Genomic DNA, 13,099 nt, shown 5'->3' on the forward strand with positions numbered 1-13,099 from the left:
GCAGGTGGAGGCGGCGCCGGTGGCGCCAGTGCGGGAGGCGCCGCGGGCGGAGCTTCCGGCGGGACTGGTGGCGCCACAGGGACCACCGGCATCGGTGGCGCGCCGTCCGGTTCGGCAAATGTCGGCGGCCAGAGCAACCAAGCCATCAACCCCGGCAACACCAATACCACTGCGAACCCGCCGCCAGGGACCAACAGCGCGGGCACTGCACAGTCCTCCTCCGGTCCGGGGACCACGACCGGCTCTGCAGCCGGCCGGCAGAGGACCGGGGAAGATTCAGCGATCGATGCTGAGGACGCGCCGCTCGATCGCAAGATCAAGGGCATCTGCAAAGGCTGCTAGATCACTTCTGCCCGGCCTTTCGGTCGCGCAGAAGTGAGCGCATTGTTCAACCGCACTCCCGGAACTCGCTCTAGATTGTGGCGGGTGCTTGCGATGGCTGGCGCAGGCCGCGCCGGTATTGGCAAGCCGTGATGGAGGAACGGTGATGTTGCGTAAAACGATGGTTGCCTTGCTGGCGGTAGCCTCGCTTGGAATTTTGACGATAGATACGGCGTCCGCCCGCGGTGGGTTTGGCGGCGGCGGCTTTCATGGTGGCGGTTTTGGCGGCGGCTTTCGTGGAGGCGGCTTTGGTGGTTTCCGCGGCGGCGGTTTTGGTGGCGGAGGCTTCCGCGGCGCGGCCTTCAGCGGAGGCGGCTTCCGTTCGGCCGCGATTGGTGCCGGTGGCTTCCGTGCGGCTGGATTTCGCGGCGGCTTCTATCGTCCTGGCTTTGGATACCGTCCAGGCTGGGGGTATCGTCGTGGATTTCCGTTCGCTGCCACAGCGATCGGTGTTGGCCTCGGCTACGGGCTCTACGGCGGCGGGCCCTATGGCTATTACGATTATGGCGATCCCTACTACGGCTACTACGACGATTACGGCTACGGCGGCTGCTACGTCGTCCGGCAGCGCGTGCTGACCTCGTATGGTTGGCGGGTCCGGCCGGTTCAGGTCTGCGACTGATCTCAACCGATGCTGCGGCAAACCTGAGCCGCTGTAGCGAAATTGTCGGGAAGATTGATGCAGCCGCGGTGTTCTCCGCATCGAGGCTGCATCATTTCAGCATAGGGGCTGGTACGTCGATTGCAGCGATTTCGCGATGCTGGACACGCTCACCACCGCCGCCTTCACCTTCGTCTTTCTCGGCGTCGTCGTCGGCCTTGGCGCCGCCTTTGTCCTGATCCTCTGGGAAGTTGAACGGCAATTGGCCAAGCCGCATCGGAGTCGCGATCGTCTCGGGGGAGGATGATCCGCAGCCCGGGTCATGCTCCCGCTTCGCCCGGACTGCGAATGCGGGCGGGCGTCAGCTCAGCACGCCGTATTTCTTGAACCAGGCCTGCATCTGCGCCCACGCATCTTCGGCGGCGTCCTTGCGGTAGCTCGCGCGATAATCGGCATGGAAGCCGTGCGGGGCACCCGGATAGATCTTGAACTCCGCGGTCTTCTTGTTTTCAGCAAGCGCCGCCTTGAGGGCTTCGACCTGTGAGACCGGGATGCCGGTGTCGGCTTCGCCATAGAAGCCGATCACCGGCGCCTTCATTTCGGCTGCAAGCTGCAGCGGGCTCTTCGGCCACGCCGGATTTTGCGGATCGACCGGCGGACCATAGAACGCGGCACCCGCCTTCAGCGCGGTGCTGTGGGCGGCATATTCCCACACCGTGCGTCCGCCGCGGCAGAAGCCGACGATGCCGAGGCGGGAGGTGTCGCCGCCTTGCGATTTCGCGCAGGCCGCGGTCGCATCGAGGTCGGACAACAGTTCGGCATCGGGCTTCGCGTTCACGATCGGCAGGATTTGCTGCATGTCGGTGATCTTGGTGAGATCGCCCTTGCGGAAATAATAGTCAGGCGCCACCGCGAAGGCGCCGAGTTTGGCGAGCCGTCGCGTCACGTCGCGGATGTATTCGTGCAGGCCGAAAATCTCCATCGCCACCAGGATGACAGGCGGATTACTGACCCCGGCCGGCCGCGCGAAATAGGCCGGCATCTCGCCATCGGCAACCTTGATCTTGGCCTCGCCCGCGGTGAGGCCCGCAGTATCGGTCTTGATCACGTCGGCCCGTACGGGACCGGCGGCGAGCGTGTAGCCGGCCGCGATCGCGGCCGAAGCCGTCATGAAGCCGCGGCGCGAGAAAGGAGCGGTTTTTGTCAGTCCGATGACATCCGAGGTGGGCAGGGATTCAGGGCGCATGCGCGGGCCTCATTTCAAAATGATTGCAAACGTCGAACCCGATCCGGTGTCGGGCCGGACCCGGTTCAAAAGCGGCGGCATTCAGCAAGCAAAGCCTGCCGCTGGCAAGTCACCAGCCTGAGAGGCGGTCTGGGCGGTGGGTGAAGAGAGGCGCGCGACGGAAGCAGGCCATCTAAAAGAACAAGGCCGTTGACGCAGTATACCGCCAACGACCTTGCCAGCCCCGGATATTGAAATCGGCTCACGCCATCCGGTAGGCGGGAGCTTGCCTCGGAATTAGGTTCCCGAATGTGAACTAGTTCACAAACCCGGCGAAAAAATCCGTATCAAGATTCGGCAGTACGGGCCAATCCAGGATGGACAATGCGCGCCGACTCAGCCGCGGCGTTTCCGTCCGCTGCGGACGGCCTGCGAACGTGATCGTTTGCGGACGGGCTCGGCGGCAGGCTCATTGGCCCGCGCGCTGGCGAAGGATTGTCTCAGGCCCTCGACCGCCTCGGTCAGCGCCGTGACCTGCTCGGACAGCTTCTTGGTATCCGCCTGCTGGGAGGCGAGCGTCCGGCGCATGGCCTGCAACTGGTCCTGCACCATCTGGAGTTGGTCGATGGATTCCTGCTGGGTCGCCTCGAGCCCCTTGGTCTTCTCGACGAGCTGTTCGGATACCTGCGCGGTGCGGGCCTGCAACTGCCGGCTGGCCACGACCCGATCGGACTCCGGCGACGTGCCGGTAGAGACCCGGTACAGCGCGATCGCGCCGATTCCGAACAGGACCAGGAAGAGCCCGACGGCGGTGACTGCGATCGGCTGCACGCCGATGCGCGGGGCGCCGCTGGAATTCCCGGGCGTGAGGTCCATCATTCGACACCAAACCGGACTAATTCGAAAGGTTCCGAATACCACAACCTCCGCGGGCCTAAAACCCCGTGATTTGTCCCGTATTGGTACATATTAGCACTAAAAACCTGCGAAATCGAGGTTTTTTGGCTCGCGCGACGAGCCATGTCAGGCTGGCGCGAACGAATGCGCCGCTTTGGAAAGCGCGCGGCGGCCGGCGCATTCCATAGCGACAACCCGTGAATCATGTGCGGCCGGATCTCCGGAGCCACGTCGACATCGCCGGCACTTGGGCGTCGATTTCATTGGCTGCGATGCGGTCTCCTCGTGAGCGCGCCGACCATGTCGATGGCTGGTCACGCCAACGCCGGAAAAGTTGTTCACTGCGGGGGCGGGCATTGCGCGAACCGGTGGCGTGGTTGCTCATACCAATAGAAGCGGGTCGGCATGCCGTTCGCTCCCGGAAGTTACGCGATCACATGGATCGTCGCGCTGGATGACAGCACCGTGATGGCGGTGGGCACTGACAAGCTATGAACGATGGGAGAAGATCAATCATGCACGATAGCGTTCATTGCACTGGACGGACCAGGGACTTTCGATAATAGTAGTAACGTTATTACCTCACGTTGTACTATTGGCTAAGGTATTTTTATACAGGTGAGCCATGAGCGCGTGTGTCGCCGAGTTCACCCTATTCATGCGAGACATTCATAGCGAGACGTTGCATGGCCGATCGCGCACGTAATCAGTATGGATTAGGTAAGGCCGTTACTTTCAATGTGATCACGCCGATGACGCGCTTCGGCACCTTTGTCGTCTGGGTTTTGCTGCTTATCTTCGATCGTTTCAAATCGACCCAGGTCACGGCGAAGGAACTGGCGTTTCTGCCCTTTGTTCACTGGGTCGTCATCAAGCGCGACAGCTTTCCGCGCCTGAGCGACAGCCAGCCGGCGGAAGACTTGCACTACGATTACTTGTTCTTCCTGAGCACGTTCAACGGTCCCTGGGGACCCTATATCGAAGCCTTTGCCGACGTGCTCTACAAACCGCTCGACCTTGTCTGGTTCTGGAGCGTCGGATATCCCTTCGCCCGTCCGGTCGGTCCGCTCAAGGCCTATATCCAGCGCAACCAGATCGAGTCGGATCATTCCTATAGCGCCTATCCGGGCGCATCCGTGCGCGACGTGCGTTCAGCGCTCGAGTTGCGCAACGAGGTCGAGAAGCTTTTTCAAAATTCAAGCGGGCTGTCACCCGAACGGTTTGCGGTCGAGTTCGACCGCTTGCTGATCAGCGTGCAAAACAAGCTCGGTACGTTTGGACCAGTCTAGCAGGCCAGTCGAACGGAGTTCGCGACGTGGCAAATCAAAACGGTAAGAAGTACGGCTTCACAGGCCTGTTTCCGATCGCAACCAATCGATCGGACGATCTGCGTGCGTTTCTGCGCACGCTGGATGACGTCGGGACCTATCCGCGCGGCTCGCCCTTCAGCCACGTGCCGATCATCCACATGGCGCGATTGTTCATTGTCGATCGCTTGGCCTATCAGGGCACGCCGGCGAAGTTCGATCAGCTCAAGTCGGACTATCTGGTGTTCATGTGCGAGTTCGACGGCGAAAGCGTCGATCCCCTGGTCCAGAACCTGGCCAGCAACATCCCGAACGAGGTAGCGACCATTTGGGGACGCTGTCTTGGCTTCCCGGGTATCCAGCGGCGCGATCAGCTCGCCGAATATTTCGAGCAGTGTCAACTCGAGACCACGCTGTTTCTGGCGGACCAGCCCGAGGCAAGCGTCACTGAAATTCTCATGGCGCTGCTATGCCGGCGCCGCCTCGGCGAGTTCGTCAAGCAGGTGCAAAGCAGGCCGCTGCCTCCCGACGTGCTGCAGCGGGAGTTCAGGCAAATGTGGGAGAGCCTCCAAAACGAGCGGCCGCTCCCGGGCGATTTGTGAGTACGCAACGATCAGCAGGGGTCCGGCGATGCTCAACCTTACCAATATCCAAGGCAATATCCTTCGCGGCTACGCCTCGTTTCCGCACGCGCAGTTCTTGTTCTTCGCGATCAACAGTGCGGACGATGCCAAAGCGTTCATCCGCAAGCTTCTCGATACCGATGCGGTCACGCCGGCGTTGTGGCGCGCAAAGCCGGACGCCACCCTCAACATCGCATTCACCTTTGAAGGTCTTCGCGCCCTCGGGCTGCCTGCGGAGAGCCTCGCCACGTTTCCTTCCGAGTTTCAGGAGGGCATGAAGGCCCGTGCGAGCGAGCTCGGCGACATCGATGAAAGTTCGCCGGAGCATTGGGAAGACCCGTGGAAGACGCATCGCGTTCATATGCTGATCACGATCTACGGCCAGACAGACGGCGCATTGGAAGCGCACTGCCAAAAGCTCAGGGACCTGCTGCCGAACGGCGTGCAGGAATTGAAGCCTGATCAGCCCGCGGGACTGCTGCGCATCGAGAACCGGCAGACTCGCAAGGAGCACTTCGGCTTCGAGGATGGCTTGAGCAACCCGGCGATCGAGGGTGTGCCTGACCGTGATGCCAAGGACCGCGAGAACATTGGCAATCCGGATGACAAAGGGCGATTTCGCAAGATTCCGCTCGGAGAGTTTCTTCTCGGCCACCCGGGCGAGGGGGGCGAGCTGGCCCCCATGCCGCTGCCGCACCTTCTGGCACACGATGGCACCTATCTCGTGTTCCGCAAGCTGGAGCAGGACGTCGTCTGCTTCCGACGCTATCTTGAACAGCAGGCGGAGGCCTTTGCCCGAGCCATTCCCGGTGGCTTGCCGCCCGACGTCACCGCGCAGGACTTCCTCGCTGCCAAGATGATGGGGCGATGGCAGGATGGATCCTCGTTGATCAACCATCCTGAGAAGCCCGGCAAAGACCGTCGCAACACCTTCGGCTACGCCGACGATCCCGCAGGCGCACGCTGCCCGCTTGGTGCGCATGTGCGGCGCTCCAACCCGCGCGATGCGCTGGGCTTCGGCGGCAAGACCATGAGCAGACACCGTTTGATCCGGCGCGGAATCGCCTATGGCAACTACCTGCCAGAGGGCGAGGAGCACAGCCCGGCGAGCCAGGAAAAGCGCGGCATCATTTTCATTGCGCTCAATTCGGGATTCGACCAGTTCGAGTTCGTGCAGCAGAAATGGATGAATTTCGGCGACGATTTCGAGCAGGGCAACGACACCGACCCGATCGCCGGCAATCGGCCAACCATTGGCGGTCGTCGCAGCGCGCAAATGATGATCCCGGGCGACGAGGCCAGCGGACGACGACCGTTCATATGCTTTGACATCCCGCGCTTCGTCACGACCAGGGGCGGAGACTATTTCTTCGTTCCAAGCCTGGCCGCGCTCGGTCTCTTGGCATCCGCCCGAGTTGACGTCGCATGAACCGGGATACGATCCAACAATGGCTGCGCGGCGGCCGTCGCAGCGGCGCGGTTTCTCTCGCGCAAGCGACGCAGGAGAATCCGGTCGTTCGGTCGCTCCGCGTGCTGCGGGACTTCCAGCGCTTCTGGCAAATGCTCGGCCGATCCGCGCAAGCCGCTGCCGCGCCGGCACAGAGTTCAGAGGCGACGCCGACAAGATACGAAGAGCTTACGAAGGTGCTGGAGCTGCAGGACCGGCCGATGCCGCTCACGAAATTCGAGCGCGCCGTGCCGGGCGAGGCGACGCTCATCGCAAACATGGCGCGCCTCGCCGCAAACCTGGTGATCGGCAACTACTGCGAGATGAAGGCGTCGAGCCGTTCGGTCTGCGCGATGCGCGATCAGCACGCCAAGGCTCATGGATGCGTCAGTGCCGAATTCGTCGTCCGCAAGGATCTTCCGGCCGAGTTCTCGACACCGCTGTTTCGGCCGGGCGCACGCTATCCGACAATCGTCCGGTTTTCCAACGGACAGGGCACGCCGCAGAGCGACCGCAAGCTCGATGGTCGCGGCATGTCGATCAAGCTTTACGACGTCGCGGGCGAGACCATTCTTCGTGGCCTCGAGCCCGGCCGAACACCGGCCGGCGAGCACGATTTCCTGCTGAGCAGCTTCCCGGTGTTCTTCTGCAAGAACGCGATCGACTATTCCGAGTTCATGAACGCCGTTGCGGCTCCGAGTGGAAACTGGCGCGAGAAGCTCAGCCGCAGTCTGAAATGGTTCTTGTTTATCGCTCGCTATCCCCGACAGTTCGCCACGTTCATTCGCACCGCCATCGTCAGGATCGGCAATCCGCTGACTGCGACCTATCACAGCATGTCACCCTATTTGTTGGGTGAGGACCATGTGGTGCGCTATCTCGTCAGGCCCGTGCGGCCTCAGAACGATATCCCCTCGTGGTGGAGTTTGTTGTTCGGATCGCGATCCGAGAATTTTCTCCAGGAGGCGATGCTGCGCGATCTCAGGCCGTCTCCACCTGGAGATGATGTTGTATTCGATTTCGCGGTAAGGCTGCGCCATGCGGCCAAACCGGAAGAGGTCGAGAACGCTCTTCTGCAATGGACCCGTCCGCTGGACCGCGTCGTCTCGATTGGAGAGATCAGGATTCCAAGGCAGAATTTCCTGACGCCGGATCGGGTTTTCGACGGCGAGCACATGATGTTCAGCCCGTGGAACTGCTTGCAGCAGCATCGTCCTCTCGGTAGCATCAACCGTATGCGGCTTGCCGTGTACCTCGCGTCCCTGCAGGTACGGCGAAAGCTCAACATGGTTGGACCTTGAGCGGGCAGGCGAAACCGGACCAATTTGATGGACCTCGGCTGATTGCGGCGCTGCCAGACGGTGAGATGGCAGGCCTGCAGGCTGAGCGCCGACAGCTTACCGTCGTGTTTGTCGATCTCATCGGCTCGACGCCTCTGAGCGAGCGCATCGATCCCGAGGAGTTCTTTGCGGTCATCCGAACCTATCGCGATATCTGTAACGAGCAGATTTGCCGCTATGGCGGTCATATCGCCAGAATGATCGGGGACGGATTGCTGGCCTATTTCGGCGTACCGCAGGCGCATGAAAACGATCCCGAGCGCGCGGTGCGCGCCTCGCTCGCCATCACGGCCGCCATCAAGGAACGGGAATTCCAGATGTCGGATGGCAGCGTCCTGCGGCTGCGCGTGAGGATCGGCATCAACACCGGGCCGGTTGTCGTGGGCAGTGTGCCTGGCGAGCCCTCTGAGCGGCGGGAAGTGTTCGGCAGCTCGGTGCATGTGGCGGCGCGCCTTCAAGGTCTCGCCGGCCAGAATGCGGTCGTCATCGGTTCGGGGACCTACGAGCTGATCCGCGGCATGTTCGACTGCGAGCCGCTTGGCAGGCGCCGGCTGAAGGGCGTCGAGGAGCCGGCCGAGGCGTGGCGCGTGATTGCGGTTTCGCCGGGCGAAAGCAGGTTCGACCGCGCGCGCAGCCTGCCGCTGCCGCCGATGATCAACCGATATGATGAACGCGCGCTGCTGGCCGAATTATGGGAGCAGAGCCTGGGCGGAGCAGGGCGCGTCGGCGTCATCTCCGGCGAGCCCGGCATCGGCAAGTCGCGCCTGATCCGCGAGTTTCGAAGCTCGCTTGATCGGACCGCCGTCGATGTTCTATCGGCGCAGTGCTCTCCGTTCCACGTCAATACGCCGCTTGCGCCGGAAATCGAGCGGCTGAAGCGCGCGACGGGCATTCACGAGACCGACAACCCGCTTCTGTCGACGGCGAAGCTGCGTTACCTGCTGACGCGCGCCGGCTTCGATGTCGAGGAGGCGCTTCCCTATTACGGGTCGCTGCTGTCGATACCGGCGTGCGAAGGCTACGAGCCTGCAGATCTCGGTTCGCCCTCCGAGCGGGAGCGTGCCTTTCAGGTGATAACCGAGGTTCTCGTGGCGGCGTCGCGCAAGAAGCCGATCTTGATGGTCGCCGAAGACGTCCAGTGGATCGATCCGACCAGCGCCGACCTTCTCCAGCGGGTGATCGCCCGCTGCGCTCACGAACGCGTCCTGTTTCTGGTCACGCATCGCGATGATTACGAGGCAGGCTGGTTGTCGAACGCGACGGTCAAGCGCATATCGTTGCAGAAGCTGGCTGCAGCCGAATGCGAGCAGATGGTGGCGGCCGTTGCCGGCATCGATTTCCTTCCGCGGATCACGAACCAGATTGTCGAGAGAACCGACGGCGTGCCGCTCTTCATCGAGGAGTTCACGCGGGCGGTGGTCGATTCCGGGGCGATCGACAGCGCCGCTGACCACGGCAAATTGCCCGGGCCGCTGGTGCCGGCCAGCGTCCACGATTCCCTGATGGAGCGTCTGGACCGGCTGGGCACCGCCAAGCGCGTGGCCCAGATCGCCTCCGTGTTCGGACGGCAGTTCGACTCTCGGGGCATCTTCAGCCTGCTTCCGGACCAGGACGAGTCGCTGATATCAGCGCTCGAGGCCCTGGAGCGGGCCGGGATCGTCTACCGGATCAACGAACAGGAAGGCACGCTGTTCGCCTTCAAGCACGCGATGATTCAGGAGGCGGCCTATTCCTCGCTGCTGAAGGAGGATCGGCGCAAGCTGCACGCGCGCGCAGCGTCCTGGCTGCTTCAGCAGGCCGACATCGGGGAGAGCAGCGATCCCGCCGTCCTGGGCTATCATCATGCGCAGGCGGAAAACATTCCGGAGGCCATCGACGCCTGGCTGCAGGCGGGCAAGTCCGCGCTGCGCCGATCGGCCACCAAGGAGGCGGTGGCGCATCTGCGCGAGGGCCTCTCGCTGTTGTCGAAGCTGCCCGCTTCGCCGCGCCGCTACGAAGCCGAAATCGCGCTGCAGTCCAACCTTGCGATGGCCTACACGGCGATCGCAGGCTGGTCCGATCCGAATGTCTATGAACCCTATCATCGGGCGCTGAAGCTCTCCGGCAGCCATGGGACGATCCGCGAGAAGACCGCGGTTCTCTGGGGTGTTGCGGTGGCCAAGCTGGTCAATTGCGAACTCACCAAAGTGCTCGAGCATTCGCAGGATTTCCTCCGTCGAGCCGAGGAGTGGCGCGATGGTGAGGCCATCCTGATGGCGTCCACCGCGGCGCTGATCGTCAATTTCTTCACGGGCCGTTTGAAGGAAGCGCGCGAACTGGCGGTCGCGATCGAAGCGCGCTACAATCCTCGTGAGCACGGCAAGCTGGTTCAGACCTATCAGCACGATCCTCTGGTCGTCGCGCTCGTCTATTCCGGACACATCGAATGGCTGCTCGGCCGGCCCAACCGGGCCAGGGAGTGCTGTGAATCCGCAAGGCGGCTTGCCAACGAGATCGGTCATCCCTTCATGATCGCGCTCGCCCACATCCTCGGGGTCGGCGATCACTGGTACGAAGGAGACTTGGCGGCGAATCTGACCTGCGTCGAACACGGGATGAAGGTCGCCGGGGACTACGGCTATCCGATGTACCAGGTCATCGGTCCGTTATGGGCGACCTCGGCGCTGGCGGCGCGCGGCCCCGCCCCGGTCGTGCTCGAGAAGCTGTCCGGCCTGATCGGCAGACTGCCGGCCGAGAATCGATGCATTCAGATGCCTCTCTACAAGGCTCTGCTTGCCACCGAGTTCGGACGTATCGGGCAGAAGGACAGGGCGCTCGCGCTCGCGACTTCGGCCGCCTCCCTGATCAAGCAGACCGGCGAACGCTGGCTGGCGCCGGAGATCTATCGGATTCACGGTTCGCTATTGTGCGCCGAACCGCATCGCGACGACGCGGCCGCCGTCCGTCTGTTCAGGCGATCACTTGCCTATGCGAGGAAGTTGGAGGCCATCGGCTGGGAACTGCGGACCGCCATCAGCCTCGCGCGCCTTCTGATAAGCGGCAGCGACAACCGACGCAGGTTGGCCGAGGCGCGCGACCTGCTCACATCGGTGCGCGCGAAATTCGCGTCCGCCGAGACATCCGCCGATTTGCGACAGGCGGATGATCTGCTGCAGCAACTGAACTAGGACGCGAGCCAAAATCCAGCGTGCCGGCCGATGTCCGCGTTGGTGTGCGTTTCGGACCCGGGTGAAACATCGCTTGGCCTCCAACCATTAGAGCGTTTTCGAGCGAAGTGGACACCGGTTCGCGTGAAGAAAACGCGTCAAAACAAGAATCTAGAGCTTCGGTTCTGATTCAATCAGAACCGAAAATGCTCTAGCGGCGAGAGGGCGATCGAGGCGTTCCCGCCATCCAGAAGCGCCGTGCTCTACCTCTTTCGCCTGCGATCTTCAGCCGACCGGTCCGGGAATCCAATCGTCGCCGGACAGCGGCCTGACGCTTACGCCGTGAATGACCCCGAGCTCCAGGCTTGGATCGAAATGGCGCATCGTCCGCTCATTGAGGTCAATGATGCGGCCGGGCGTTAGTGGCCCGACGTCATTTATCTTGACGATGACCTTCTTGCCTGCAGCTTCGACGAGGGCATACTTCGGCCTCGCGCCATATCGGACCCCACCAAATTTCTGACGCAAACTCGTCTTGATGGCAGCCGCCCAGACAGAAGGATCATAACGCTCGCCGGAGGCTGTGTTGGGGCCGCCCTCCCGCCATCCGGGCCGGAACGGATTATACATGGATGCTGCGCCAACGATCGCATCTCCGGAAGCGGCATTGACGACGGCGCTTGAATGAACAGTATCGAATTCACTTCGGGCAACGGTAGCAGAAATGGCAAGCGCAATTACGGCGCCGCAAATCGCGGCGCTCGAGCGAAACACCATCATGACTCCTTGACCGATTTCTTCGGATCGTTCGGTTCCCGATGCCGCAAAACATGGTCAAGCGAACGCGGAGGCGGTCCAAAAAACTCGGCCAATTTTGCGGAATTCGTGCCAGTGCTGGCGATGGAACCGTTGTGAGGACCAGGGCGATCCCCGCAACGGTGTTCTTGGTTCTCTAAGACAGAGATTGCGTCAACAGCATGACCGAATAGAGCGTCCCGGATGGGCGTGAGCAGGAGCAAGCGTCCGGCCGATGCCCGCTCGGGGGCACAGTTGCCGACATGATTCTGCATGTGTAGGACAACCAGCTCTGAACGGATGCCGGCCTGCGAACGTTCAGGCCCGATCTGCAGAAACCTCCGACTACGGCACAGTCGATCATTGAGCACGTGGCGTGTTGTTGGCTTTGCGAAGCGTCGCCATAGTCATTTGCATAGCGAGCTGATCGGGACAGTTAGAACCCAACGCTTGATGAGCGAGGTGCACCATGGGTGAACGTATGGACAGTCAGGCCAGCGGCCGACAAGCCGGGTTTCTGGGTGTCACCCGTAAGGTTCTCGAGCGTCTTCCATTACCCGGCGATAACAGGGAACTCATTGTGGTTGAGGTGACCTATCCACCCGGTGGCGAAGCTCCGCTTCACCGGCATCCTGTCGCCGGCGCGGTCTACATCATCGACGGCGTTGCCGAGTCCGCTTATGGCAACGATGATCCGCGGCAGTATCGAGCAGGCGAGACCTTGCAGGATCGCGCCGATATTCCACACACGCTCTTTCGCAATTGTGACCCGGAACGCCCGCTGCGCTTTCTGACCATATACGTGCTTGAACCTGGGCGCTCCTATACGATGGAGCCATGAGCTATTGCGGCAATGCGAGCCAGCATGAATGCCAGAGCAACAGGTCTGTCTGGGCGCAGGCGCGTACCTTGGCCTCAGATGCGGGCAGCACGAACCACTGGTCGGCGCGGTAGCATGTACTTCAGGGAGGACGCCGGTTTTCCTATCGACGGCCAGGCCGGTCAGCGCCACTCACGTCAACGCAAGCGCGACGAGGCCTGAGCACAACAGGACGATCCCGGCAATGGTGACGGCGAGAAAGCTGTAAGAGGCAAATTCTTCACGCATGGCGCACCTCAAAAAGCAGTCCCCGCAATTCCTGCTGATCGTCATTCTCCAGCGCCCATAGCAACCATAGTGCGCGTCTGTTTCGGGGGAATTTCGACAAACCGGGAAAACGGTTTCGTCTCCCGCGCCAATTGTTTCGTGAGCCCTTCACACGTGCGGGCCAAAAAAGTGCGGCCAGGCTTGGGGGAGCCTGGCCGCGCGCGAACCGGTCTGGGACGGGGAGGGGTGG

The 13,099-nt window shown here is 62.0% G+C and carries 11 protein-coding genes and 1 pseudogene; 9 read left to right on the top strand and 3 right to left on the bottom strand.

Annotated features, from left to right (window positions below; genetic code table 11):
- From I6F35_RS38595 to I6F35_RS38605, 3 genes and pseudogenes are all read left to right on the top strand, one after another.
- A pseudogene (locus I6F35_RS38595) lies at positions 1-342 on the top strand (hypothetical protein); the annotation flags it as partial.
- A gap of 145 nt (positions 343-487) precedes the next feature.
- Positions 488-1,003 carry a hypothetical protein gene (locus I6F35_RS38600; protein ID WP_225122829.1) on the top strand — a complete coding sequence of 172 codons (516 nt, stop codon included), beginning with the start codon at positions 488-490 and terminating at the stop codon, positions 1,001-1,003.
- Positions 1,004-1,139: 136 nt separating this feature from the next.
- A complete protein-coding gene (locus tag I6F35_RS38605) occupies positions 1,140-1,289 on the top strand; it encodes a hypothetical protein (protein ID WP_225122820.1) in 150 nt (49 codons plus the stop codon).
- A 54-nt stretch (positions 1,290-1,343) separates the two neighbouring features.
- Here the strand turns inward: I6F35_RS38605 and I6F35_RS38610 are convergent, their stop codons facing one another.
- The gene (locus I6F35_RS38610; RefSeq protein ID WP_225122830.1) at positions 1,344-2,153 is read right to left on the bottom strand and encodes a dienelactone hydrolase family protein; all 810 of its coding nucleotides are present in this window, start codon (positions 2,151-2,153) and stop codon (positions 1,344-1,346) included.
- A 450-nt stretch (positions 2,154-2,603) separates the two neighbouring features.
- On the bottom strand, positions 2,604-3,086 hold the full coding sequence (locus I6F35_RS38615) for a perilipin family protein (protein WP_225122821.1): 483 nt from the start codon (positions 3,084-3,086) through the stop codon (positions 2,604-2,606).
- A 704-nt stretch (positions 3,087-3,790) separates the two neighbouring features.
- Between I6F35_RS38615 and I6F35_RS38620 the strand changes: the two genes are divergently transcribed.
- From I6F35_RS38620 to I6F35_RS38640, 5 genes are all read left to right on the top strand, one after another.
- Positions 3,791-4,393, top strand: coding sequence for a hypothetical protein (locus I6F35_RS38620; RefSeq protein WP_225122822.1), 603 nt, complete (start codon positions 3,791-3,793; stop codon positions 4,391-4,393).
- 26 nt (positions 4,394-4,419) lie between these two features.
- Positions 4,420-5,013 carry a hypothetical protein gene (locus I6F35_RS38625; RefSeq protein WP_225122823.1) on the top strand — a complete coding sequence of 198 codons (594 nt, stop codon included), beginning with the start codon at positions 4,420-4,422 and terminating at the stop codon, positions 5,011-5,013.
- 28 nt (positions 5,014-5,041) lie between these two features.
- The gene (locus I6F35_RS38630) at positions 5,042-6,463 is read left to right on the top strand and encodes a hypothetical protein (RefSeq protein WP_225122824.1); all 1,422 of its coding nucleotides are present in this window, start codon (positions 5,042-5,044) and stop codon (positions 6,461-6,463) included.
- Positions 6,460-7,782, top strand: a complete 1,323-nt coding sequence (locus I6F35_RS38635) for a catalase (protein ID WP_225122825.1) — start codon at positions 6,460-6,462, stop codon at positions 7,780-7,782. The genes I6F35_RS38630 and I6F35_RS38635 overlap by 4 nt, the downstream gene beginning before the upstream one ends.
- Positions 7,783-7,847: 65 nt before the next feature.
- The gene (locus tag I6F35_RS38640; RefSeq protein WP_225122826.1) at positions 7,848-10,988 is read left to right on the top strand and encodes an adenylate/guanylate cyclase domain-containing protein; all 3,141 of its coding nucleotides are present in this window, start codon (positions 7,848-7,850) and stop codon (positions 10,986-10,988) included.
- A gap of 264 nt (positions 10,989-11,252) precedes the next feature.
- Here the strand turns inward: I6F35_RS38640 and I6F35_RS38645 are convergent, their stop codons facing one another.
- A complete protein-coding gene (locus I6F35_RS38645; RefSeq protein WP_346283247.1) occupies positions 11,253-11,744 on the bottom strand; it encodes a septal ring lytic transglycosylase RlpA family protein in 492 nt (163 codons plus the stop codon).
- Between the two features lie 487 nt (positions 11,745-12,231).
- Here I6F35_RS38645 and I6F35_RS38650 point away from each other — a divergent pair, with 487 nt between their 5' ends.
- On the top strand, positions 12,232-12,603 hold the full coding sequence (locus tag I6F35_RS38650) for a cupin domain-containing protein (RefSeq protein ID WP_225122828.1): 372 nt from the start codon (positions 12,232-12,234) through the stop codon (positions 12,601-12,603).
- Positions 12,604-13,099: the final 496 nt, after the last annotated feature.

Origin of the sequence: Bradyrhizobium sp. BRP22, assembly GCF_020194175.1 — a bacterium.
Taxonomy (GTDB): domain Bacteria; phylum Pseudomonadota; class Alphaproteobacteria; order Rhizobiales; family Xanthobacteraceae; genus Bradyrhizobium.